Source organism: Streptomyces griseus subsp. griseus, assembly GCF_000720255.1.
Classification (GTDB): Bacteria; Actinomycetota; Actinomycetes; order Streptomycetales; family Streptomycetaceae; genus Streptomyces; species Streptomyces griseus_I.
Window position 1 is genome coordinate 401,850 of the sequence record NZ_JOJE01000003.1, and the last position, 24,261, is coordinate 426,110.

Here is a 24,261-nt window from a genome sequence, read left to right on the forward strand (position 1 = left end):
GTAGACGTGTTCCACGCCGTCCGCGACGCGCTGCCAGGTGTAGCGGGCGACATGGGCAGGGCGCGCCACGCGAACGCCCAAGGGGTCCTTTACTATGCGCACCCGATCAGGCCGCGTGCTCTGGCGCCGTGCATCGCAAGGCGCCGGAGAGCCCTCGTAGCGGAGCTACTAGGGGCTCTTCGGCAACGCGGCGAGGCGCGGTGCCCAGGCCGCGCGGCCCGGGTGGGCATGGTGAAAGGAGCCCTAAGCCCCGCCGACCCGCTCCTCCGCCCGGGCCCGTGCGGCCGCGCCGCCGTCGTCCCGGGCCAGCCGGTGCGGCCACCACACCTTCGGGCCGACGTCCAGGAACAGGGCCGTGACCAGCACGGACCGCACGATGAAGGTGTCGATGAGGACGCCGAGGGCGACCGCGAAGCCGATCTCGGCGAAGGCCACCATGGGGAGAGTGCCGAGGGCGGCGAAGGTGCCGGCGAGGACCAGGCCGGCGGAGGTGATGACCGCGCCGGTGGCCGCCAGGCCCGTCACCACGCCGGGGCGGGTGCCCTGACGGCCCGCCTCCTCGCGGATGCGGGTGGTGAGGAAGATGTTGTAGTCGATGCCCAGGGCCACGAGGAAGACGAAGACGAACAGCGGGAAGTCGGTCGACTCGCCCGCGTAGTCGAACACGTATCGGAACGCCAGCGCACTGAGGCCCAGCGCCGCCGCGAAGGACAGGATCACCGTCCCGACCAGCAGCAGCGGGGCGATCAGGGCCCGCAGCAGGGCGCACAGGATCAGCAGCACGACTGTCAGAACCAGCGGGATGATCAGCAGATTGTCGTGCGTGGTCGCCTTGTCCATGTCCAGCAGGGCCGCCGTGCCGCCGCCCACCTTCGCGTCGGCGTCCGGCACCGCGTGGACGGCGTCCCGGACCCGTTCGACGGTCTGTTTCGCCGCCTCGCTGTCCGAGGGGGCGGTCATCGTGGCCTCGAACAGCACCTTGCCGTCGTTGAACGGTTTCGTGCCCGGCGGCAGCCCGAGCGAGGTCGGCACGACCCCCGGGGTCGCCGCGACCGCAAGGCCCACCTGCCGGGCCTGGGCCTGGTCGGAGACGATGACCAGCGGATCACCGCTGCCCGCGGGGAAGTACCGCGCGGACACCTCCTGACCGGTGACCGAGTCCGGTTTCCCGGTGAAGGCGTCCGCGTTGGAGATGCCCGCGGCGCGCAGCTGGATCAGGCCGAGGGAGCACACCGCAAGCACCAGTGCCGTCACCGCCCACGTCATGCGCGGACGCCGGGCGATACGGCGCCCCATGCGGGCCCACACGCCGCGCTCGGAGGGGTCGGGCGTGCCGAGGTGCGGGATCACCGGCCAGAAGATCCAGCGGCCGAAGATGACCAGCAGGGCAGGGAAGAGCGTCATCATCGCGAGCAGGGCGACCGCGACGCCGATGGCCGCGACCGGACCGAGGCCCCGCGTGGAGTTCATCTCGGCCGCCAGCAGCACCAGCATGCTCAGCACGACCGTGGCGCCGGAGGCGAGGACGGCGGGGCCCGCCCGGTGCAGGGCCAGTGCCATCGCCTCGTGCCGGTCCTCGTGACGGCGCAGCTCTTCCCGGTAGCGGGCGACCAGCAGCAGCGCGTAGTCCGTGCCCGCGCCGAAGACGAGCACGGTGAGGATTCCGGCGCTCTGGCCGTTGACCGTAAGGCCCGCGTGGGTGGCCAGGAAGTAGATCAGGGCCTGCGCGGTGAACAGGGCGGCGACCACCGCGAGCAGCGGGACCAGCAGCAACGTCGGACTGCGGTAGGTGATCAGCAGCATGACGATGACGACCGTCATCGCCGACAGCAGCAGCGTCGAGTCGATGCCCTCGAAGGCCTTGGCGAAGTCCGCGGACGTGCCGCCGGGGCCGGCGATGTGCACGGCCAGGCCGCCGCGGCTCTCGCCCGTGACGTCCCGGATGGAGTCGACCGCGGGCTTGATCCGCTCCCAGCCCTTCTCGTCCATCGTGATCGGTACGAGGATCTCCGCCGCCCGGGGACCGGCCGGCCGGTCGTAGACGGGCCCACGGGTCTCCGCGCCCCGGATGCCGTGGTCGCGCAGCTGTCGCAACTGAGCCGCGTCCGCGGTGATCTGCGCCCGGTCCTGTGCGGTGAGCCCGCCGTCCCGGGCGTAGACGACGACGGCGGGGATCTGCTCGGGCCGGAAGTCCTTCGACAACTGCAGTACCTGCGTGGACTCGGCGGACCCCGGCAGCCACGAGGCCGCGTCGTTGTCCTGGGCGTCGGTGAGCTTCTGCGCGAACGGCGCCGTCAGAAACAGCACCACCACCCACAACGCCAGCACCAGCCACTTGGCACGCCGCCCGCAGACCAGATACGCCATGCCTCGGTTACTCGTCATGGAGACCTCCGCACGAGCGCCGTGAAGGGGGCGCGGGACACCGATTTTGGGGCCCCACCGACCGAGCACGGCGCAGCGCATACTCTTGGGTCATGGCCGCGCAGATCAACCCCAGCATCCTGTCCGCCGACTTCGCCCGCCTCGCGGACGAGGCGAAGGCGGTCGAGGGAGCCGACTGGCTCCACGTCGACGTCATGGACAACCATTTCGTACCGAACCTCACGCTCGGGGTGCCGGTCGTAGAGTCCCTGGCCCGTGCGACGGACACCCCGCTGGACTGCCATCTGATGATCGAGGCCCCCGATCGCTGGGCCCCGCAGTACGTCGAGGCAGGTGCCTCGTCCGTCACCTTTCATGTCGAGGCGGCTGCCGCGCCGGTGCGACTCGCCCGGGAGATCCGTGCGAAGGGCGCCCGTGCCTCCATGGCGCTCAAGCCCGCGACGCCCATCGAGCCGTACGAGGACCTGCTGCCCGAGCTCGACATGCTGCTGATCATGACGGTCGAGCCGGGCTTCGGAGGCCAGGCCTTTCTCGACATCATGCTTCCGAAGATCCGCCGGACCCGCGAGTTGATCAGCAAGCACGGGCTCGAGCTGTGGCTTCAGGTCGACGGCGGAGTGTCGGCCTCCACCATCGAGCGCTGCGCCGACGCCGGTGCGGACGTCTTCGTGGCGGGGTCGGCGGTCTACGGGGCGTCCGACCCGGCCGAGGCGGTACGTGCACTACGCAGCCAGGCGGACGCCGCGACCGCCAAGGCGTCGTGGGCCTGCGCACACTAGGGGTTACTGGGCAGACCTCAGGCCAAAGGAATGTGAACGGCGCCCATCCGGGCTGATCAAGTACGCCGGATCTGCAAGGATGAACGGCGAATCCAGAGTGTGAACAGCAGTGAGGAGATCGCCGTGTCGGGTATGTCGGCGGGCCGGTCAGCCATGCGGATGGGACCCGCTGAGCTGGTGCAGGCGGCGGCCATGGCCCGCCGCTTCTACCTCGAGGGCAAGTCCAAGATCCAGATCGCGGAGGAGTTCGGCGTCAGCCGCTTCAAGGTGGCCCGGGTCCTGGAGACGGCCCTCGAACGGGATCTCGTGCGTATCGAGATCCGTGTGCCGGCCGAGCTGGACGCCGAGCGCTCCGACGCGCTGCGCGCCCGCTACGGCCTCAGGCACGCCGTGGTGGTCGAGTCCCCGGCCGATGTCGAGGAGTCGCCCGACCCGGAGAACCTGGGCGAGGTGGCCGCCGACCTGCTCGGTGAGCTCGTCAACGAGGGCGATGTGCTCGGGCTGGCCTGGGGCCGGTCCACCATCCACATGGCCGCCGCCCTCGACCGGCTCCCGCCGTGCACGGTGGTGCAGTTGACGGGCGTGTACGACGCCGGGACCGCCGAGCGCGGTTCGGTCGAGGCCGTCCGCCGCGCCGCGCAGGTGTCGGGCGGCGACGCGCACCCCATCTACGCGCCGATGCTGCTGCCGGACGCGGCCACCGCGGCCGCGCTGCGTCACCAGACCGGAATCGCGCGGGCCTTCGAGTACTTCGACAAGGTCACCGTCGCCTGCGTCTCCATCGGCTCCTGGGAGCCGGGCATCTCGACGGTGCACGACATGCTCAGCGACGAGGAACGGGCGCACTACGCCTCGCTCGGCGTCGCGGCGGAGATGTCCGCGCACCTCTTCGACGCCGAGGGCCGCCGGGTGGGGCGGGACCTGGGCGAGCGGTGCATCACGGTCAAGGCCGACCAGCTCCGCCGTATCCCCGAGGTCGTCGCGATCGCGGGCGGGCAGCGCAAGGCGGCCGCGATCGACGCGGTGCTGCGGTCCGGGCTCGTCACCAGCCTCGTGACGGACACGTCGGCCGCGGACTACCTGATGACGGCGGGGCGGCCGACGCCGAAGCCGGCCCTCAACCGGACCGACCCGGACGGGGCCTGAGGGCCTGAGGGAGTGCGATGAGGGGGCGGTGCACACCGCCCCCTCGTTCATCGACACGGAGGGCCGGCACCGGCGCTCGCCGTCGCCGCCAGCCCTTGGAGGTTCCTCCGAATACGCCCCTGACCTGCTTGGATGATGCGACCGGGGACCGCGTACCGGTCGACATGGGACAATGAAGTACGTGCTCTTCCCCCTGGCTGACCTGTCCGGGGGCCACCTCTGATCGACTGGGATGTGCAGCACGTGCGTTTCCTCAATGACATCCAGCCCGCGTACGACCTGACGTACGACGACGTCTTCATGGTGCCGAGCCGCAGCGCGGTCGGCTCACGGCAGGGCGTGGACCTCAGCTCCCCGGACGGCACGGGCACCACGATCCCGCTGGTCGTCGCCAACATGACCGCCATCGCCGGCCGCCGCATGGCCGAGACGGTGGCCCGGCGCGGCGGCCTCGTCGTCATACCGCAGGACATCCCGAACGACGTCGTCACCGACGTGGTCTCCTGGGTGAAGAGCCGTCACCTCGTCCTCGACACCCCGATCGTGCTGGCCCCGCACCAGACCGTCGCCGACGCGCTGGCCCTGCTGCCCAAGCGGGCCCACAACGCGGGTGTCGTGGTGGACGACGACCGGCGGCCCGTCGGTGTCGTCACCGACCAGGACCTCAGCGGTGTTGACCGCTTCACCCAGCTCGAAGTGGTGATGTCCAAGGACCTGCTGCTGCTCGACGCCGACATCGACCCGCGCGAGGCCTTCAACCGGCTGGACCACGCCAACCGCCGCTACGCCCCCGCCGTGGACAAGGAGGGCCGCCTCGCCGGCATCCTCACCCGCCGGGGCGCCCTGCGCGCCACCCTCTACACCCCCGCCACCGACGCGGACGGCCGGCTGCGCGTCGCCGCCGCCGTCGGCATCAACGGCGACGTCGCGGGCAAGGCCGAGGAACTGCTCGCCGCCGGGGTCGACACGCTCGTCATCGACACCGCGCACGGCCACCAGGAGTCGATGATCAGCGCCATCAAGCTGGTGCGCGACCTCGACCCGGGGGTGCCGATCGTCGCGGGCAACATCGTCTCCGCGGAGGGTGTGAAGGACCTCGTCGAGGCGGGCGCCGACATCATCAAGGTCGGTGTCGGCCCGGGCGCGATGTGCACCACCCGCATGATGACCGGCGTCGGCCGGCCCCAGTTCTCCGCCGTGCTGGAGTGCGCTGCCGAGGCGCGCAAGTACGGCAAGCACGTGTGGGCCGACGGCGGTGTCCGCCACCCGCGCGACGTGGCGATGGCGCTGGCCGCCGGCGCGTCCAACGTGATGGTCGGGTCCTGGTTCGCGGGCACCTACGAGTCGCCTGGCGACCTCCAGCAGGACGCCGACGGGCGGCTGTACAAGGAGTCCTTCGGCATGGCGTCCGCGCGCGCGGTGCGCAACCGCACCTCCGAGGAGTCGGGGTACGACCGGGCCCGCAAGGCGCTGTTCGAGGAGGGCATCTCCACCTCCCGCATGTTCCTGGACCCGGCCCGCCCCGGCGTCGAGGACCTGATCGACTCGATCATCGCGGGCGTCCGCTCCTCCTGCACCTACGCCGGAGCGGCCTCCCTGGAGGAGTTCGCCGAGAAGGCCATCGTCGGCGTCCAGAGCGCGGCCGGCTACGCGGAGGGCAAGGCTCTGCACGCCAGCTGGAGCTGACCCCGGCTCCGCGGGACCCCGTCGAAAACCGGGGGCCGTTCTCCCGCCGGGCCTCTACGGTCCTCGTATGGACATCACCGTGAGCCGTGCGGAGGACATCGCCGTACTGGAGCGGCGCATGCCCTCGTCCAGCGTCGAGGGGTGTCACGCCGCCCGGTTCGCGCGCCAGGAGGCGGGACGGAGCACCTACCTGATCCCGTGGCTCGACGGCAGGCCCGTCGGGCACGCCGAGGTCCGGTGGACCGGCTGCGAGGCGGCGGAGGTACGGCTGGCGCAGCCCGGCTGCCCGGAGATCAACGGCCTTCTCGTGTGGCCCGAGTCGCTCCGCTCCCAGGGCGTCGGCACCTCGCTGGTGCGCGCCGCCGAGCGGTTGGCGCGGGAGCGCGGCGTCGGCGCGATGGGGCTCGGCGTGGGCGACGACAACCGGCGGGCGGCCGCTCTCTATGCGCGGCTCGGCTACCGGCCCACGGTGGCGTACGTCGACCGCTGGGCGTACCTGGACTCCGACGGCGTGCGGCACGAGCGCGCCGACCTGTGCACCTTCCTCGTCAAAGAGCTGCGCTGACGCAAGGGTCCAAAGCCTCCGCGCAACGAATGTCCGGTCACCCGCGAGCAACGCAATGATCTTGCGGGGACGTGCATGGTTGCTGCATTTCAACAGCAACGCTCCGCCCCGTAGGGTGCTGCGCTGTACGTGGCGTGGCGGGGACCCCGCTCGGTGGGTCCCTGCTCGAGCGGGGGTGCCGCCGGTCCCCGCCGCCCTGAGAGGCAGCGACGAAGGAGTCAGCGCGTGCTCGATCAAGGCGCACCCCCGAAGGACCACAACCGGACAGCGCCCCCGTCCCCCGGGCTGGGCACGCGCCTGATGCGTCGCAAGCCCGTGGAACGCCTGGTCGCGGAGGGCGGGCAGGGCGAGGGAGGTTCCCTGCGGCGCTCCCTCGGGCTGTGGCAGCTCACCATGATCAGCATCGGTGCCACCCTCGGCACCGGAATCTTCGTCGTCCTCGGCGAGGCCGTGCCCAAGGCCGGCCCCGCCGTCACGCTCTCCTTCGTGATCGCCGGTCTCACCGCCCTCTTCTCGGCCCTCTCCTACGCCGAACTGGCCGGCACGATCCCCGTCGCGGGCTCCTCCTACTCGTATGCGTACGCAACGATGGGCGAGCTGATCGCCTGGGTGTGCGGCTGGTGCCTGGTCCTGGAGTACGGCGTGTCGGTGGCCGCCGTGGCCGTCGGCTGGGGGGAGTACCTCAACGAACTGCTCGACGGGACCATAGGCGTCACCCTCCCCGCCGCCCTGTCGGCTCCGCCCGGCGACGGCGGCGTGTTCAACCTGCCCGCGCTGATCGTCGTCCTGCTCGCCATGGCCTTCCTGCTCGGCGGCGCCCGCGAGTCCGCCCGCGCCAACACGATCATGGTCGTCGTGAAGATCGCCGCCCTGGTGCTGTTCTGCGCGATCGGCATCCAGGGCTTCCGCTCCGGCAACTACGAGAACTTCATGCCGCTCGGAATGACCGGCGTCAGCGCGGCCGGCGCGACGCTCTTCTTCTCGTACATCGGCTTCGACGCCGCCTCCACGGCCGGCGAGGAGGCGAAGAACGCGCAGCGCGACCTGCCGCGCGCGATCATGCTCTCCCTCGTCATCGTCACCGCGCTGTACGTCCTCGTCGCCGCCGTCGCCGTTGGCGCCAAGCCCTGGCAGGGGTTCACCGACTCCGAGGCCGCGCTCGCCCAGATCATGCGCGACGTCACCGGACAGACGTTCTGGGGCACCCTGCTGGCGTTCTGCGCCGTCGTCGCCATCGCGAGCGTCGTCCTGACCGTCCTCTACGGTCAGACCCGCATCCTCTTCGCGATGTCCCGGGACGGGCTCGTGCCCAAGGTGTTCGCCAAGGTCCACCCGAAGACGGGCGCGCCCCGCGCCAACACGCTGATCGTCTCCCTCTTCTGCGGCATCCTGGCCGCGGCCATCCCCCTCGGCCAGCTCGCCGACGCCACCAGCATCGGCACCCTGTTCGCCTTCGCGCTGGTCAACATCGCCGTCGTGGTGCTGCGCCGGACCCGCCCGGACATGAACCGCACCTTCCGCGTGCCGCTGTCGCCGGTCCTGCCCGCGCTGGGCTTCGCGTTCTGCCTGTGGATGATGGGCAGCCTCTCGGCCGTCACCTGGGTCGTCTTCGGGGTCTGGATGGCCGTCGGGCTCGTGTTCTACTTCCTGTACGGCCACCGCCGTTCCCGTCTTGCCACACCAGAAGCGAAGTGAACCACCCGCAGTGCTGAACGATCTCGACGAACGCATCGTGCACGCCCTCGCCGAGGACGCCCGCCGCTCCTACGCGGACATCGGGCAGCTCGTCGGCCTGTCCGCGCCCGCCGTGAAGCGGCGCGTGGACAGGCTGCGTGCCACCGGAGCCATCACCGGATTCACCGTGCGGGTCGATCCGGCGGCCCTCGGCTGGGAGACGGAGGGGTTCGTCGAGATCTACTGCCGGCGCAACACCTCGCCGGAGATCATCCAGCGGGGCCTGGAGCGCTACCAGGAGGTCGTGGCCGCGTCCACCGTCACGGGAGACGCGGACGCGGTCGCCCAGGTCTTCGCCTCGGACATGCGGCACTTCGAGAGGGTCCTGGAGCGGATCGCCGGGGAGCCGTTCGTGGAGCGCACGAGATCCGTGCTGGTGCTGTCGCCGCTGCTGCGCCGGTTCTCGTCGGGGTCGCCCACGTAAAGCGCTGGTGGGCTCGGGGAACGCGGGTCTGCGCTCAATGTCATGGCCCGGCGACATTGATCCACGACACGCTTCGCGCGCGTCCGGCGACTGACCCGGACGCTGTACACGTACGCCTTCCTCGACGACTTCGTGCTGCTCTACCCGGTGTACGCGCTGCTCTTCAGCGACACCGGCCTGTCGGTCTGGCAGATCTCCTCCCTCTTCGCCCTGTGGTCGGTCACGGGCATGGTGCTGGAGGTCCCCTCGGGCGTCTGGGCCGACGCGGTCTCGCGTCGGCTGCTGCTGTGGCTGGGGCCGCTGCTGACCGCCGTCGGCTTCGCGCTGTGGGTGCTCACCCCCTCGTACGGAGCCTTCGCCCTCGGCTTCGTCCTGTGGGGCGCGCGGGGAGCGCTCGGTTCCGGCGCCCTGGAGGCGCTGGTCTACGAGGAGTTGGAGCGGCTCGGCGCCGACGACCGGTACACGCGCGTCATGGGCCGGGCCGCCGCGGCCGGTCAGGTGGGCGTGATGGCGGCGACGGCACTCGCCGGGCCGGTCCTCGCGGCGGGCGGCTACCTGGCCGTGGGTGCGGCGAGCGTGCTGGCCTGCCTGCTCACCGCGCTGACGGCGACCCGGTTCCCCGAGCAGCGGTCCGCCTCGGCGGTCGAGGCGGAGGCCGGCGACAGCTGGGCGGCGACGCTGCGCGGCGGACTCGCCGAGGCCCGCCGCGACCGGTCCGTACGCGGAGCCCTGCTGCTCGTGCCCGCCGTCACCGCCGTATGGGGCGCCCTCGACGAGTACACACCGCTGCTGATCCGCGACACCGGCGTCCCGGACGGGACGGTGCCTTACCTCCTGGTGCTGGTCTGGGTGGGAGCGACGGTCGGCAGCCTGCTCGCCGGCACCGCCGAACGCCTCGGCCGAGTCGGCCTCGCCCTTGTGCTCGCGGCCTCCGCGCTCGCTCTCGCCGCCGGAGCGCTGGCGCGGACACCGGCCGGCATCGGCCTGGTGGCGCTGGCCTTCGGCGGCTTCCAGCTGGCGACGGTGCTGGCGGACGCGCGGCTCCAGCAGCGCATCGACGGCGGTGGCCGGGCCACGCTGACGTCCGTCGCGGGCCTGGGCACCGAGCTGACCACGGTCGCGGTGTACGGCGGCTACGGAGCACTCGTCTCCACGGTCGCCGCGCACAGCACCGCGTTCGCACTGTTCGCGGTGCCGTACCTGGTCACGGCGCTGGTGATCGTCACCGGAGGGCGGGCGCGTCTCAGGCGCTGAACGCTCCGCCGGAGCCGAAGGCCAGCGCGGCGAAGCGCTCGCCGATGCGGCGGTGCGTGGCGGCGTCCGGGTGGAGCTGGTCGGGCAGCGGCAACTCGGCCGAGTCCGCCTCGCCGTAGAGGTCACGGCCGTCGAGATGGTGCAGGTGCGGGTCGTCGACCGCGCGCTGCTTCACGATGCGGGCGAGTTCGTCCCGGATGACGTTGAGCGTCAGCTTCCCGGCGGCCCGCTCCGCGGGATCGCCCATGGCCACGAACTTCAGCACGCCCTCGCTGACGTTGCTGAAGTCGGGGGCGGCGGGGCCAGGAGTGTCCTCGTGGATCGGGCACAGGATCGGCGAGACGACCAGCAGCGGAGTGGTCGGGTGGCCCTCGCGGATGGTGTCGAGGAAGCCGTGCACCGCCGGGGCGAAGGCCCGCAGACGCATCAGATCGAGGTTGACCAGGTTGATGCCGATCTTGAGGCTGATCAGGTCCGCGGAGGCGTCACGGATGGACCGGGCGGTGAACGGGTCGAGCAGGGCGCTGCCGGCGAAGCCGAGGTTGATCAGTTCCACGCCGCCGAGCGAGGCGGCCAGCGCCGGCCAGATCGTCGTGGGGCTCGCCGCGTTCGAGCCGTGACTGATCGAACTGCCGTGGTGCAGCCACACCCTGCGGCCGTCCACAGACGCGGGCTCGACGGGGGCATCGGTGCGCAGGGCCACGAGCTGGGTCGTCTCGTTGTACGGCAGCCAGATCTCGATGTTCTTCTCACCGTCGGGAAGACCCGGGAAGCGGACGGTGCCGACCGGGCCGGGCCGTGTCTCCGCGGACCCGGTGGCCATGTCCACCAGGCGGACGTTGCCGCCGGTCGTGCTCGCCCGGGCGGTGAGACGGCCGTCGACGAGCAGGTCGTACACGCCGTCCGGACGGGGCGGAGCGCCCTCGTACGCCAACTTGGTGCGGAGCGTGTCCAGTTCGACCGCGGTCGCCCGGGTGCGGAACGCCAGCCGTACGCCCGAGGGCTGGGCTTCCGCCCCGGCCAGCTGCCCGTCGGAGTTCTGGGCGCGCGCCCAGGCGGGCAGTCGGTGCGGCAGCACGCCGTGCTCGGTGTGCTCCAGGTCGAGGGCGCCGCGCAGCAGGTCGGCGGTGAGGGGGGTGGTGATCCAGTCCGGGGCGTTCATGATCCCAGCCTGCCAACCGCATACCGGGTTCCGCATGGAGTTTTCCGGCCAGGGCCCGGGGCACGGCCGGTTGTACCGGACCGGGCGCGCAACGAATCGCCGTAGAGGTGCCTCGTGACGCAACGAACCGCTCACCGGCGCGCAACGGCTCCTTCTTGTCCGCCCGACTCCGCCACCCGTACCGTCTACGTGGCCCCCACAACCATCCCTTCGCCCCGGTGAGGACACCCATGCGCACCGCCCTGCTCCAGAGCTCCGGCCGGCCCGGCTCGGTCGTCGAGAACCTCAAGGTCCTCGACGAGGCCGCCGACCGCGCCGCCGCCGCGGGTGCGGGACTGCTGGTCGCGCCGGAGATGTTCCTCACGGGCTACGCGATCGGCGACGACATCGCCCGCCTCGCCGAGCCCGCCGACGGCGACTCCGCCGACGCGGTCGCCGAGATCGCCGCGCGGCACCGGCTGGCGGTCGCGTACGGGTACCCGGAGCGCTCCTCCGACGTCGTCTTCAACTCCGCCCAGCTGATCTCCGCCGAAGGCGCGCGGCTCGCCAACTACCGCAAGACCCACCTCTTCGGCTGTTTCGAGCGCGACCACTTCGTGCCGGGCGACCAGCCGGTCGTCCAGGCCGAACTCGACGGCCTCACCGTCGGGCTGATGATCTGCTACGACGTCGAGTTCCCGGAGAACGTCCGCGCCCACGCCCTCGCCGGCACCGACCTCCTGGTGGTGCCGACGGCTCAGATGCACCCCTTCCAGTTCGTGGCCGAGTCGGTGATCCCGGTACGCGCCTTCGAGAACCAGATGTACGTCGCCTACGTCAACCGGGTCGGCACGGAGGGCGAGTTCGAGTTCGTCGGGCTCTCCACGCTGGCCGGCCCCGACGGAGTGGCCCGCGCCCGTGCCGGCCGGGGCGAGGAGCTGGTGTCCGCCGACGCCGACCCCGCCCTCCTGGCCGCCTCCCGCGAGGCGAACCCGTATCTGAAGGACCGCCGTCCCGGGCTCTACGGGTCCCTGGTCTGAGTTGCCGCCTCGCCGCCCCCTGAGCTTCTCCCAGTACCTTTCGCGCAAGGAGTCCGTACCCCATGACGTCCACCGTGCCCAACGCCGTCGAGCACGCAGACGAGCAGCAGCCGCCGATCACCATGTTCGGCCCGGACTTCCCCTATGCGTACGACGACTTCCTCGCCCACCCGGCGGGCCTGGGGCAGGTCCCGGCGACCGAGCACGGCACGGAGGTCGCGGTCATCGGCGGTGGTCTGTCCGGCATCGTGGCCGCGTACGAGCTGATGAAGATGGGCCTCAAGCCCGTCGTGTACGAGGCCGACCGGATCGGCGGCCGGCTCCGGACCGTCGGCTTCGACGGCTGCGACCCGTCGCTGACCGCGGAGATGGGCGCGATGCGCTTCCCGCCGTCCTCCACGGCGCTGCAGCACTACATCGACCTGGTGGGACTCGAGACCCGGCCCTTCCCCAACCCCCTCTCGGAGGCGACCCCTTCGACGGTCGTCGACCTCAAGGGCGAGTCGCACTACGCCGAGACGATCGATGACCTCCCGCAGGTCTACCGGGACGTCGCCGACGCCTGGAACCGGTGTCTCGAAGAGGGCGCCGACTTCTCGGACATGAACCGCGCCCTGCGCGAGCGGGACGTGCCGCGCATCCGCGAGATCTGGTCCCGGCTCGTCGAGAAGCTCGACAACCAGACCTTCTACGGCTTCCTCTGCGACTCCGAGGCGTTCAAGTCCTTCCGCCACCGTGAGATCTTCGGCCAGGTCGGCTTCGGGACGGGCGGCTGGGACACGGACTTCCCGAATTCCATCCTGGAGATCCTCCGGGTCGTCTACACCGAGGCCGACGACCACCACCGCGGCATCGTCGGCGGCAGCCAGCAGCTGCCGCTCCGGCTCTGGGAGCGCGAGCCCCAGAAGATCGTGCACTGGGCCCGGGGGACCTCGCTGGCGAGCCTTCACGAGGGCGGCGAGCCCCGCCCGGCCGTGACCCGGCTGCACCGCACCGCCGGCAACCGGATCACCGTGACGGACGCGAACGGCGACATCCGCACCTACCGGGCGGCGATCTTCACCGCCCAGTCCTGGATGCTGCTGTCGAAGATCGCCTGCGACGACTCGCTCTTCCCGATCGACCACTGGACCGCGATCGAGCGGACGCACTACATGGAGAGCTCGAAGCTCTTCGTGCCGGTCGACCGGCCGTTCTGGCTGGACAAGGCCGTCGACGACGAGGGAAATCCAACCGGGCGTGACGTCATGTCGATGACGCTCACCGACCGTATGACGCGCGGCACTTACCTCCTCGACGACGGCCCCGACAAGCCCGCCGTCATCTGCCTCTCCTACACCTGGTGCGACGACAGCCTGAAGTGGCTGCCGCTGTCCGCGAGCGAGCGGATGGAGGTCATGCTGAAGTCGCTGGGCGAGATCTACCCGAACGTCGACATCAGGAAGCACGTCATCGGCAACCCGGTCACCGTCTCCTGGGAGAACGAGCCCTACTTCATGGGCGCGTTCAAGGCCAACCTCCCCGGCCACTACCGCTACCAGCGGCGCCTGTTCACCCACTTCGTGCAGGACCGGCTGCCCGAGGACAAGCGGGGCATCTTCCTCGCCGGTGACGACATCTCCTGGACGGCCGGCTGGGCCGAGGGCGCGATCCAGACCGCGCTGAACGCGGTCTGGGGCGTCATGCACCACTTCGGCGGGGAAACCGACGCGACCAACCCGGGCCCGGGCGACGTGTTCGACGAGATCGCGCCGGTCGAGCTCCCGGAGGACTAGGGCCTGTCGTTCAGGTCACGCCGCAGCCGCGGGGTCCAGAAACCGCTGCTTCCCGGCGACCTGATCCGAACGACAGGCCTAGACCCCTGCCGCGCGCGCCTTCTCGAACACCTCGGCGGCGACGTCCTTCAGCTCCTGGGCGTCGCGGGTCGAGCCCTGGAGGTCGATGAGGATCTCGTCGAGGCCGACCTCGGCGTGGGCGGCGAGGTCCTCGACGATCTGGTCGACGCTGCCCTGGAAGGGCTGACGGTCGGGGCCGTCGTACCCCCCGGCCAGGTAGTGCGGGTTGGTTCGCAGGACCGTCTGGACCGGCTCCGTGCGTCCGCGCTCGGCGGCCAGGTCCTGGAGCCGCTTCCACTGCTTGGCGAGCGCCTCGGCGCCCATGCCCACCGGCATCCAGCCGTCGGCGCTGTCGACCAGCCGGCGCTGGGCCTTCGGCGAGCTGGCCGCCAGCAGGATCGGGATCGGCCGGGCGGGCTTCGGCCCGACGACGGCCGACGCGATCGTCGTGACCCGGCCGTCGTACGCCACCGGGTCCGGGCCCCACACCGCGCGGCACACCTCGATCAGCTCGTCCAGCACCTGGCCACGCTCCTCGAAGGGCCGGACCGAGGCGGCCGCGTACTCGTCGAGCGACCAGCCCGTGCCGAAGCCCGCGACCACCCGGCCGCCGCTCGCCGCGTCCAGCGTGGCGAGGGCCTTGGCGAGCTGGAACGGTATGTGCAGGGGGGCGACGAGGACGCTCGTGCCCAGCCGGACCCGCTCGGTGGCCGCAGCGGCGAGCGTGAGGGTGACCAGGGGCTCGGCCACACCGCGGTAGGCGTCCGGCCAGGGCAGGCCCTCGATGCCGTACAGGCCCTGGGTGGCGGGCTCGGGGAACAGGGCGCGCTCGTACACCCAGAGGCTGCTGTAGCCGATCCCTTCGGCTGCGCGTGCCACGTCGGGCACGTCGCGTCCGAGGTCGTACTGCTTGTTCTGGGGGAGACCGAGTCCCAGTCTGGTCGCCATGCCCACCGCTCCTTCGACACGTGGTCAATTTCTGTCGAACGTACAACTTTCATTGATCAGTTCGGCGGGGCGGGCGCGGGAATCGGCCACCGGGCGGGCGGCTCAGTCCGGCAGAGGTGTCAGCAGCATGCGGCCCGCGAACCCGACCGCCGTGTCGAGGCGTTCGGCGAACTCCGCGGCGAGGTCCGGCAGTCGGCGCAGGGCCCACAGCGCACGCGCCGCCGACCAGGTGGCGTCCCGGGCGCGCTCCAGGCTCCACGAACCGAGCAGATGGGTCAGCGGGTCGGCGATCTGGAGGAGGTCGGGGCCCGGCATCAGATCTTCGCGGATACGCTCCTCCAGCGAGACGAGGAGATCGCCCACGCGGTCGAACTCGTCCTCCAGGTCGGCCGGTTCGCAGTGCAACGTACGACAGGCGTCCACGACGGCGAGCGCCAGGTCGTGCCCGATGTGCGCGTTGATGCCCGCCAGCGCGAACTGCAGCGGACGTACGCCGGGATGGCGGCGGAACTGGAACAACGGCCGCCAACAGGCCGGTGGGCGACGCTCGTCCGCCACCGCGTCCACGGCTGCCAGGTACCGCTCCGCGAACCGTACGTCCAGCGTGATCGCGGCCCGGGCACCGGCGAACCGGCCCGCGTCGATGTGCCGGTCCACCTCCTCGGTGACGGTGAGGTAGACGCGGTTGAAGACCGCGATTCCGTCCCGTTCGGGCAGTGCGGCGGCCAGGACGCGCATGCGGGACAGGACGGTGTCGACCGAGTCCACGGATGAGGTGAACTGTTCCGATTGCGGCATGACGGCAGGGTCGCAGCCCTACGCTGATCCGGGTGCCGGCGGGCCCGACGCTTCCCCAGAACGGGGGAACGCGCCCGCCGTGGGGGAGGGGAGCAGCACCGTGTCAGGCTTACGCGCCCAGCGTCTCGCCGCACGCAGAGCGGAACGCAGGCGTGCCGTGCGGCGCGCCGCGATGGTGGCGGCGGCGTCGATCGTGGCCGCCGTCGGCACCGTGACCGGAACGCTGGCCGCGTTCGGTGACGGGCGGGGATCGGACCAGGCCGCGCCGGGCGTGGCCGTGAGCCGCTCGGAGGGCCAGAAGTCGTTCCCGGCCGTGCGGTCGGCGTCACCCTCGCCGACCGTCACCCCCTCGCCGTCCACCTCGCGTTCGCATGCCTTGAAGCGGGCGAGCAGCACGCCGTCGCCCGCCGCGACCGGGGCCCGGCCCGGGACGGGGACACGGTCCGCCGCCTCCGCCCGGCTGTACCGGCACCCCGCCTCCCAGGTCCTCGACTGGCTCGGCGACCACCCCGACGACCCCCGCCAGGACGTCATCAGGTCCCGGATCGCCGACCGGCCGGCGGCGGTGTGGTTCGCCGACTTCGACCCCGCGACCATCACCGCACGGGTGCGGGCGGTCACCGCGGCAGGCTCGGTGCGGGGGCGGGTGCCCGTCGTCGTCGCGTACGCCGTCCCGGGCCGTGACTGCGGCGGAGCCTCCGAGGGCGGGGCACCGGACCTGGACGCCTACGACCGCTGGATCGACGCCTTCGCCGCCGGGCTGGGCTCCGGCGAGGTCGTCGTCGTCCTGGAGCCCGACTCCATCGCCCAGGCCGACTGCCTCGCGGCCGGACCACGCGCCGCCCGATTCGCCTCGCTGGCCCGCGCGGGCCGTGCGATGAAGGCCGCGGCACCGAAGGCACGGGTCTACTACGACGCCGGCCACTCCGCCTGGAACGCGCCCGCGAAGCAGGCGGCCTGGCTGAGGCAGGCCGGCGCCGCCTCGCCCGCCGGGTCCGACGGCATCTTCAGCAACGTCTCCAACTTCCACCGCACGGCCGACGAGATCGCCTATGACCGACAGGTCCTCGACGCCCTCGGCGGCCCCGCGAGCCTCGGTGCCGTCATCGACACCAGCCGCAACGGCAACGGCGCCCCGGCCGACGGCCAGTGGTGCGACCCGGCCGGGCGGAAGATCGGCCGGGCGCCCACACTGAACACCGGCGAGCCCCGGATCGACGCCTACCTGTGGGTGAAGCTGCCGGGGGAGTCGGACGGCTGCAAGGGCACGCCGGGCACCTTCTCGCCCTCCTACGCCTACGACTTGGCGCGCTGAGCCCCGTCACCGGTCTCGCCGGTCTCGTCGGCCTCGCTGTCGTAGGAGCTGGTCCCCTCGTCGAGGAGGGGGTGCTGGGTCTTGAGGTGGGCCGGGGCGAAGGCGCGCAGCGCGTGGTAGCCAGTGATGACGACCAGGGTGCCCAGGGCGATGCCGCTGAGGGAGAAGGTGTCGGTGAACTTCATGGTGACGTTGCCGACGCCGATGATGATGCCCGCCGCGGCCGGCACCAGGTTCAGCGGATTGCGCAGGTCCACCCCGGCGTTGAGCCAGATCTGGGCGCCGAGCAGGCCGATCATGCCGTACAGGATGACGGTGATGCCGCCGAGGACTCCGCCCGGGATCGCGGCCACGACCGCGCCGAACTTCGGGCAGAGACCGAAGAGCAGGGCGAATCCGGCGGCGGCCCAGTACGCGGCCGTCGAGTAGACGCGGGTCGCGGCCATCACGCCGATGTTCTCCGAGTACGTGGTGTTCGGCGGGCCGCCGACCGCGGTGGACAGCACCGAGCCGATGCCGTCGGCCGAGATCGCCGTACCCAGCCTGTCGTCGAGCGCGTCGCCGGTCATCTCGCCGACCGCCTTGACGTGCCCGGCGTTCTCCGCGATCAGCGCGATGACGACGGGCAGGGCGACCAGGATCGCGGACCACTCGAAGGACGGCCCGTGGAAGGAGGGCAGCCCGATCCAGTCGGCGTGGCCCACCCCGGACAGGTCGAGCCGCCAGTGGTCGGTGACCTTGCCGCTGCCGTCCGCCGAGTGGATCCGGCCGAAGATCCGGTCGAAGGCCCAGGAGATGCCGTATCCGAAGACCAGGCCCAGGAAGATCGCGACGCGGGACCAGAAACCGCGCAGGCAGACCACCGCCAGACCGGTGAACAGCATGACCAGCAGGGCGGTCCACTGGTCCTGGGGCCAGTAGGTGGTGGCGGTCACCGGGGCGAGGTTGAAGCCGATCAGCATCACGACGGCGCCGGTGACGACCGGCGGCATCGCCGCGTGGATGATCCGCGCCCCGAAGCGCTGCACGGCGACACCGACGAGGAACAGCGCGACGCCGACGACCAGGACCGCACCCGTCACGGTGGCGCTGGTCCCGCCGTCGGCCCGGATGACCGCCGCGACTCCCACGAAGGAGAGCGAACAGCCCAGGTAGCTCGGCACCCGGCCGCGGGTGGCGAGCAGAAAGATCACGGTGGCGACGCCGGACATCATGATCGCCAGGTTCGGGTCCAGGCCCATCAACACGGGGGCCACGAACGAGGCGCCGAACATGGCCACCACGTGCTGGGCGCCGAGCCCGACCGTGCGGGGCCAGGAGAGCCGTTCGTCGGGGCGGACCACGGCTCCTGGGGCCGGATTGCGTCCGTCGCCGTGCAGTTTCCAGCGGACGCCAAGATCCATGGTGCGGTATCGCTTTCGTCGTGGGGGCGGCTTGCGGGGCACCGGTACGGGTGCCCGGACCATTGTCCGGACCCATGGCCCGGGGCGATCGCTCGGACCCATTGTCAGGGCGGAATCGAGGGTGAGCGTCCGCTTAGGATGGGGATGGTTGTCCCATACATCTCAGGAGCCCCACCCGTGACCGCCGAAGCCCTGTCCGCACCCGCCCTGTCGTACGGCCGCCTGATCCCCGTCACCGTCCACTTCGACGACCTGGACGCCCTCGGACTGCTCCACAACGCCCGCTACCCGCTCATGGTCGAGCGGGCCTGGGCGGAGTTCTGGGAGGCGCACGGCATCAGCTTCGCGGGCGACTGGACCACCGCAGGCGACGCCTGCAACGCCGTGAAGGAACTGCGGATCACCTACGAGGCCCCGGTCACGCGGCCGGGCGCGTACGCCGTCCACCTCTGGCTGGAACGGCTCGGCACGACCGGGCTGACGTACGGCTTCCGCTTCTGCTCGACCGACGGCGTCGAGACCTACGCGCACGGGACGCGGGTGCTGGTCCGGCTGGACGCGACGACCATGCGTCCCGCGCCGTGGAGCGAGGAGTTCAGGGCCGCGGGTCGGACACTTCTGCGCTCGGCCGACTGATCTTCGGACGGTCCCGGTCGCCGCTGCGCAGAACCCCCGCGAACGCCGCGAGCCCGCAGGCCAGCACCGTCACCAGGCCGAACGAGACCACGAGGCTGGTCACCTGCGCCAGCGTGCCGATCGCGCTGGGCGCGACCAGCCCCGAGGTGTACGTGATCGTCGCGACGCCCGCGATCGCCAGACTGGGGTTCGGGCCACTGCGGCCGGCCGCGGCGAAGCACAGCGGTACGACGACGGCGATACCGAGGCCCATCAGCGCGAACCCGCCCATCGCCACGGCCGGCTGGTCCGCCACGACGATCAGCACCCCGCCGAGGGCCGCGAGGACACCACTCACCCGGACCGTGCGCACGGAACCGTAGCGGTCCACCACCCGGTCGCCGGCGATCCGGGCGATCGCCATGGTGAGCGTGAAGCCCGTGGTGCAGGCGGCCGCCAGACCGGCCGAGCTCTCCAACTGGTCACGCAGGTACACCGCCGACCAGTCCAGGCTCGCGCCCTCCGCGAACACCGCGCAGAAGCCGACCGCGCCGATGAGCAGCGCCGACCGGGGCGGCAGGGCGAACCGGGGCGGCGGTTCCTCGTCCTCGGCCGGCTGCAGGTCCAGCACCCACGAGCACGCGACCACGCCGACGGCGGTCAGCACGGCCGCCGCCAGGGCGTGGTGCAGCCGCGCGTCGGCCCCGAGGTGCGCGGCGAAGGTGCCCGCCGCCGAGCCGACCAGGGCGCCCGCGCTCCACATGCCGTGCAGACCGGACATGATCGACCGGCCGATTCTGGTCTCGACCTCCACGCCCAGCGCGTTCATCGCCACGTCCGCCATGCCGGCCGTCGCCCCGTAGACGAACAGGGCCAGGCAGAGCGTGAGCAGGTTCGGCGCGAGGGACGGCAGTACGAGCGCCACGGTCCACAGGCCGATCAGCCCACGCAGGGCGTTGCGGGCGCCGAAGCGGTGACTGACGCTGCCCGCGAGCGGCATCGCCACGGACGCGCCGAGCGCGGGGAAGGCGAGGGCGAGGCCCAGTTGGCCCGCGCTCACCGAGGCGTGGTCCTGGATCCACGGCACGCGGGTCGCGAACGACCCGGTCACGGCTCCGTGCACGGCGAAGACGGCCGCCACGGCGTACCGGGCGCGCCTGACCTCACGTTGCTCGTAGACCACTCCAGTCATTCTCCGGCCCCTCCCCGGCAGTGTCCGCCCTGCTCCCGTACGTTGGCTCGGCGTAAACTATCAGGGACCCTGCCTGATAGATAGGTGACGGGTGCGCCTCCGGCGTGGAACCGTGCCGCTCCGCCGATCTGGGAGGATTCCCGGCATGCCCGCATCCCCGAGCACCGCCCGGGCCATCAACGACCGGCTCGCCCTGCGCCTGTTGCAGCGGGAAGGCCCGCTGACGGCGGCGCAGTTGAAGCAGTTGACCGGCCTGTCCCGGCCGACGGTCGCCGACCTCGTCGAGCGGCTTGCCGCGGCCGGGCTGATCGCGGTCGTCGGGGAGGCGGGGGAGCAGCGGCGGGGGCCGAACGCGAAGCTGTACGGGATCGTCGCCGACCGGGCTCAGCTGGCGGCCCTGGACGTGCGTACCGAGGGCGTCTCGGTGGTCGTGTCCGACCTGCTGGGCCGGGCGTTGGCGGAGGCGTCGGTACCGATCGGCGACGACACGGGGACGGGGCCCGCGGTGGAGCGGGCGGTGGCGCTCGTCGAGCGGGCGGTGAAGGAGGCGGGGGCGGACCGGCTGCACACCGTCGGCATCGGTGCGCCCGGCCTCATCGACCCCGCGAGCGGCGAACTTCGCGATTCCACGGGGCTGCCCGAGTGGCACCGGCGCCTGGTCGCCGCCCTTCAGGATCGGCTGCCCCAGGCCCGGGTGATCGTCGAGAACGAGACGAACCTCGCGGCGCTGGCCGAGCAGCGTCAGGGCGCCGCTCGCGACCGGGACACCTTCGTCCTCCTCTGGCTGGGCCAGGGCACGGGCGCGGCGGTCGTCCTCGACGGCCGCCTGAGGCGCGGTGCCTCAGGCGGTACGGGGGAGATCGGGTTCCTCCCGGTGCCGGGGACAGCGGGACTGCCGTCGGCCACCGACTGCGAGGGGGGCTTCCATTCGCTGGCCGGGGCGTGGGCGATCGAAGAGTTGGCGGAGCGGGCCGGGGTTCGGGGGGAGAGGGCCGTGGTGGCGGAGGTGGTGCGCGCGGCTGTGGACGTCGTGTGGAGCGCGAGGGCCGCGGCTGCGGCTGTGACGGGCATCGGGGTCGAGGCGAGCCCGGCGGCCGGGGCGGCGGCGAGGTCAGGGCGGTACGACGAGGCGGCTGCGGCTGCGGCTGCGGCTGCGGCTGCGGATGCGGATGCGGATGCCGGCACCGGCCGGAGGGCCGGGGTGACGGCGCGGCCAGGGCGCTATGCGGCTACGGATGCCGGCACCGGCCCCGGGTTTGATCTCGTGGCAGCAGACCGCTTCCTCGACACTCTCGCCGATCGGCTCGCGATCGGCGTGGCCTCGGTCGCCGCCCTCCTGGATCCCGGGTGCGTGGTGCTCGGCGGGGAGATCGGCCAGGCCGGGGGAGAGGTGCTCGCCGCTCTGGTCGAGGAGCGAGTCCGCCGGCTGTCGCCCCTGCCCACGGAGGTACGTCCCAGCACCCTGGGCGGCGGCGCGGTCCTGCGTGGCGCGCTGCTGACGGCACAGGAGACAGCGCAGGAGGAGTTGTTCGCACCGGCGGAGCGGTAGCCGGCGGGCGGCTGTCAGGCGGATGAGGGCAGAAGGACCCCCCGGCCCGCGACGGCAGGCCCAGCCCGGCCGGCCAGGCCCTGTCCCGGCTGGCGGGTCTCGCCCTGGCGGCGGGTCTCGCCCGCGTCGTGAGCCCGGCCCCGTCATGGCCCGTCAGCAGACAGGCCAGGCCTGCCCAGCAGCCCCCGCTCCGTCCGGCAGTTCTCGTCGGCCACGGCAGACTCCACCCGATCACAGGCCCCGTCCGGCCAAGAGGCCGGCCCGCCCCGCTGGAAGGCCCGCCACGGCAGGCCCGGCACGCCATGGCAGAACCCGCCCTTCCTGCGGACCCCGCCTCTCCGGGCGGGCCCCCGTCTCTCCGGGCGGAGCCCGCCTCTCCGGGCGGGCGCCGCCCGTCTCGCACGGGCCCGCCCCGCTGGAAGGCCCGCCACGGCAGGCCCGGCACGCCATGGCAGAACCCGCCCTTCCTGCGGACCCCGTCTCTCCGGGCGGGCCCCCGTCTCTCCGGGCGGGCCCCCGTCTCTCCGGGCGGGCGCCGCCCGTCTCGCACACTCCGCCCCGCCCTTTCGGGCAGGCCCCACCCCGCTGGCAGGCGCCCCGCCCTACCCAGCCGCCCCCACTCACACCCTCCCCTCACCTCCGCCCGAAGCGCTTCGTGAGGTACTCCTCGAACGTCCCCTTCCCGACGGCTCGTTCCGGGGCCAGGTGGCCGCCCGATCGGAAGCCCCGGTAGGCCGCGCCCCAGAGCGGGACGTTCACGACGGCTCGGCGTCGGCCGGTGGCCGTGAGGTACGCCTGGGCCAGGGAGCTGAGCGTCCGCACCTCGGGTCCACCCATGTCCTCGGCCCGGCCGGCCGGCGCGCCGGTCGCGAGCTCCGCGAGGCGCGCCGCGACCTCACCGACCTCGATCGGCTGGTCCCGCACGTGGGCCGGCAGGAGCATCACCGGAGACTTGGCGAGCCCCTGGAACATCTGGACGAGCAGATCGTGGAACTGGGTGGTCCGCAGGACCGTCCACCCCAGTCCCGACTCCTCGACCAGCCGCTCCACGGTGTGCTTGGTGCGGTAGTAGCCGAACGGCACCCGGTCGACACCGACGATCGAGATGTAGACGAGATGGCCCACCCCCGCCCGCCGCGCCGCCGCGATCAGATGGGTCGCCGCACGCTCGTCACCGCCACGCGGCGAGCTCGCGCAGTGGACGATCGTGTCCACGCCCTCGACGGCCGCGTCCAGCCGGCCCCCGCCCTCACGCAGGTCCACGGCGTACGGTCGGCTGTGGCGGCTGAGCACCCGCACCTCGTGCCCGTCCGTCCGCAGCCGCTCGGTGACGAGCCGGCCGAGCGTTCCGGTGCCGCCGGTCACCAGGATCGTGGTCATGGTCCTCGGTCCTTCCGAACATCGGGCGTTCCCGTCCGGAACGCCCCCTCGTCAGTGGAGACCGAACAGACCCGCGCGATGTGACAGGCCGCTACGACCGTCCGAGCTGACGCCGTACGAAGTCCAGCTTGTCCGGGCTGACCACGGCCCGCATCCCTGCGATCAGCCCGTCGCGGTACTCGAACGCCAGCACGCCGATCAGCGTGTCGTCCGCCGATGCCGCCACCCCGCTGGCGCCGTTGATCTCGACCATCGTGAAGTCCCAGCGCGTCGCGTACTTCCGCGCCGCGCCCACCACGAACCGGATGACCTTCTCGCGCCCCTCGATCGGCCGCAGGGCCGCGCTGACCCTGCCGCCACCGTCGCTCCACCAGGTCGCGTCGGCCGCGAGCAGTTTCTCGAGACCGGCCAGGTCGCCGTCCCGGGCCGCCGTGAGGAAGGACGCGACGAGCTCCTCCTGCCGCTCGGGAGCGGGCGTGAACCGGCTCTCCGGCGCCGCCACCCGCCGCACCGCGCGCCGGTACAGCTGACGGCAGTTGGCCTCGGAGAGGTCCAGTACCCCGGCGATCTCCCGGTGGCCGTACCCGAACGCCTCCCGCAGCACGTACACCGCCCGCTCGGTCGGGGTCAGCCGCTCCAGCAGCACCAGCACCGCCACCGACACGGCGTCGCGCCGCTCGGCCGACTCCAGGGGGCCGAGTGCGCCGTCGGAGGTGATCAGCGGCTCCGGGAGCCACGGCCCGACATACTGCTCCCGTCGTGCCCGGGCGGAGGTCAGACGGGTCAGACAGAGGTTGGTGACGACCTTCGCGAGCCAGGCCGCGAGGTTATCGATGCCCTCGCGCTCGGCTCCGCTGAGGCGCAGGTACGCGTCCTGGACGGTGTCCTCGGCCTCGTCGGCGGAGCCCAGCATGCGGTACGCCAGACCGAACAGGCGAGACCGGTGGCTCTCGAACTCGTCGGCAATGGCGGACGTCATGCGTTCACCCTGCCAGAAGGGCACGGGAGACCCGGCGGCGGGGAAGGGCCGTCGTCACCGCCGCCGGGCCGTCACCCCAAGGAGTCAGAAAGG

The 24,261-nt window shown here is 72.1% G+C and carries 20 protein-coding genes; 12 read left to right on the forward strand and 8 right to left on the reverse strand.

The features are described from left to right. Positions 1 to 243: 243 nt before the first annotated feature. A complete protein-coding gene (locus tag IG99_RS06860; RefSeq protein ID WP_037670814.1) occupies positions 244 to 2,385 on the reverse strand; it encodes an MMPL family transporter in 2,142 nt (713 codons plus the stop codon). A 92-nt stretch (positions 2,386 to 2,477) separates the two neighbouring features. Between IG99_RS06860 and rpe the strand changes: the two genes are divergently transcribed. The 7 genes from rpe to IG99_RS06895 all read left to right on the forward strand — a co-directional run bounded on the left by rpe (position 2,478) and on the right by IG99_RS06895 (position 9,973). Next, positions 2,478 to 3,164 carry a ribulose-phosphate 3-epimerase gene (gene rpe / locus IG99_RS06865; protein ID WP_037670815.1) on the forward strand — a complete coding sequence of 229 codons (687 nt, stop codon included), beginning with the start codon at positions 2,478 to 2,480 and terminating at the stop codon, positions 3,162 to 3,164. Between the two features lie 99 nt (positions 3,165 to 3,263). Then, on the forward strand, positions 3,264 to 4,310 hold the full coding sequence (locus IG99_RS06870) for a sugar-binding transcriptional regulator (RefSeq protein ID WP_037670816.1): 1,047 nt from the start codon (positions 3,264 to 3,266) through the stop codon (positions 4,308 to 4,310). Between the two features lie 243 nt (positions 4,311 to 4,553). Further along, the gene (locus tag IG99_RS06875) at positions 4,554 to 5,996 is read left to right on the forward strand and encodes a GuaB1 family IMP dehydrogenase-related protein (protein ID WP_037671006.1); all 1,443 of its coding nucleotides are present in this window, start codon (positions 4,554 to 4,556) and stop codon (positions 5,994 to 5,996) included. A 67-nt stretch (positions 5,997 to 6,063) separates the two neighbouring features. Next, positions 6,064 to 6,561 carry a GNAT family N-acetyltransferase gene (locus IG99_RS06880; protein WP_037670819.1) on the forward strand — a complete coding sequence of 166 codons (498 nt, stop codon included), beginning with the start codon at positions 6,064 to 6,066 and terminating at the stop codon, positions 6,559 to 6,561. 225 nt (positions 6,562 to 6,786) lie between these two features. Beyond that, a complete protein-coding gene (locus IG99_RS06885; protein WP_037670821.1) occupies positions 6,787 to 8,256 on the forward strand; it encodes an amino acid permease in 1,470 nt (489 codons plus the stop codon). A 10-nt stretch (positions 8,257 to 8,266) separates the two neighbouring features. Next, positions 8,267 to 8,719 (forward strand): Lrp/AsnC family transcriptional regulator, encoded by a 453-nt coding sequence (locus tag IG99_RS06890; protein ID WP_037670822.1) that lies wholly within the window; start codon positions 8,267 to 8,269, stop codon positions 8,717 to 8,719. A gap of 132 nt (positions 8,720 to 8,851) precedes the next feature. Next, positions 8,852 to 9,973, forward strand: coding sequence for an MFS transporter (locus tag IG99_RS06895; protein ID WP_234311760.1), 1,122 nt, complete (start codon positions 8,852 to 8,854; stop codon positions 9,971 to 9,973). Here IG99_RS06895 and IG99_RS06900 read toward each other — a convergent pair. After that, positions 9,963 to 11,135 (reverse strand): GDSL-type esterase/lipase family protein, encoded by a 1,173-nt coding sequence (locus IG99_RS06900; RefSeq protein WP_037670826.1) that lies wholly within the window; start codon positions 11,133 to 11,135, stop codon positions 9,963 to 9,965. The genes IG99_RS06895 and IG99_RS06900 overlap by 11 nt on opposite strands. A 230-nt stretch (positions 11,136 to 11,365) precedes the next feature. On the opposite strand from IG99_RS06900, the gene IG99_RS06905 reads away from it, so the two are divergent. Together IG99_RS06905 and IG99_RS06910 are read left to right on the forward strand one after the other, a co-directional pair. Next, positions 11,366 to 12,154 (forward strand): carbon-nitrogen hydrolase family protein, encoded by a 789-nt coding sequence (locus IG99_RS06905; RefSeq protein ID WP_037670828.1) that lies wholly within the window; start codon positions 11,366 to 11,368, stop codon positions 12,152 to 12,154. Positions 12,155 to 12,216: 62 nt separating this feature from the next. After that, entirely contained in the window at positions 12,217 to 13,929 is a 1,713-nt protein-coding gene (locus tag IG99_RS06910; protein ID WP_037670830.1) for a flavin monoamine oxidase family protein, read from the forward strand. Positions 13,930 to 14,007: 78 nt separating this feature from the next. Here IG99_RS06910 and IG99_RS06915 read toward each other — a convergent pair whose 3' ends face one another. Together IG99_RS06915 and IG99_RS06920 are read right to left on the reverse strand one after the other, a co-directional pair. Further along, positions 14,008 to 14,937: an LLM class F420-dependent oxidoreductase gene (locus IG99_RS06915; RefSeq protein WP_037670834.1), complete on the reverse strand. Its 930-nt coding sequence runs from the start codon at positions 14,935 to 14,937 to the stop codon at positions 14,008 to 14,010. A 102-nt stretch (positions 14,938 to 15,039) separates the two neighbouring features. Beyond that, positions 15,040 to 15,735 (reverse strand): DUF5995 family protein, encoded by a 696-nt coding sequence (locus IG99_RS06920; RefSeq protein WP_037670835.1) that lies wholly within the window; start codon positions 15,733 to 15,735, stop codon positions 15,040 to 15,042. Between the two features lie 172 nt (positions 15,736 to 15,907). Here IG99_RS06920 and IG99_RS06925 point away from each other — a divergent pair, with 172 nt between their 5' ends. Continuing rightward, positions 15,908 to 17,050 carry a glycoside hydrolase family 6 protein gene (locus IG99_RS06925; protein WP_037671008.1) on the forward strand — a complete coding sequence of 381 codons (1,143 nt, stop codon included), beginning with the start codon at positions 15,908 to 15,910 and terminating at the stop codon, positions 17,048 to 17,050. Here the strand turns inward: IG99_RS06925 and IG99_RS06930 are convergent. Beyond that, positions 17,032 to 18,453, reverse strand: a complete 1,422-nt coding sequence (locus IG99_RS06930; protein WP_037670837.1) for a uracil-xanthine permease family protein — start codon at positions 18,451 to 18,453, stop codon at positions 17,032 to 17,034. The genes IG99_RS06925 and IG99_RS06930 overlap by 19 nt on opposite strands. A gap of 177 nt (positions 18,454 to 18,630) precedes the next feature. On the opposite strand from IG99_RS06930, the gene IG99_RS06935 reads away from it, so the two are divergent. Beyond that, positions 18,631 to 19,089 (forward strand): acyl-CoA thioesterase, encoded by a 459-nt coding sequence (locus IG99_RS06935; RefSeq protein ID WP_037670839.1) that lies wholly within the window; start codon positions 18,631 to 18,633, stop codon positions 19,087 to 19,089. Here the strand turns inward: IG99_RS06935 and IG99_RS06940 are convergent. After that, positions 19,049 to 20,260, reverse strand: coding sequence for an MFS transporter (locus IG99_RS06940; RefSeq protein ID WP_037670840.1), 1,212 nt, complete (start codon positions 20,258 to 20,260; stop codon positions 19,049 to 19,051). The genes IG99_RS06935 and IG99_RS06940 overlap by 41 nt on opposite strands. A 145-nt stretch (positions 20,261 to 20,405) precedes the next feature. Between IG99_RS06940 and IG99_RS06945 the strand changes: the two genes are divergently transcribed. After that, the gene (locus IG99_RS06945) at positions 20,406 to 21,809 is read left to right on the forward strand and encodes an ROK family transcriptional regulator (RefSeq protein WP_037670841.1); all 1,404 of its coding nucleotides are present in this window, start codon (positions 20,406 to 20,408) and stop codon (positions 21,807 to 21,809) included. A 633-nt stretch (positions 21,810 to 22,442) separates the two neighbouring features. Here IG99_RS06945 and IG99_RS06950 read toward each other — a convergent pair. Next, positions 22,443 to 23,189: an SDR family oxidoreductase gene (locus tag IG99_RS06950; RefSeq protein WP_037670842.1), complete on the reverse strand. Its 747-nt coding sequence runs from the start codon at positions 23,187 to 23,189 to the stop codon at positions 22,443 to 22,445. A 91-nt stretch (positions 23,190 to 23,280) separates the two neighbouring features. After that, complete coding sequence (locus tag IG99_RS06955) at positions 23,281 to 24,168, reverse strand: RNA polymerase sigma-70 factor (RefSeq protein WP_037671010.1); 888 nt, start codon at positions 24,166 to 24,168, stop codon at positions 23,281 to 23,283. Between the last annotated feature and the right edge of the window lie 93 nt (positions 24,169 to 24,261).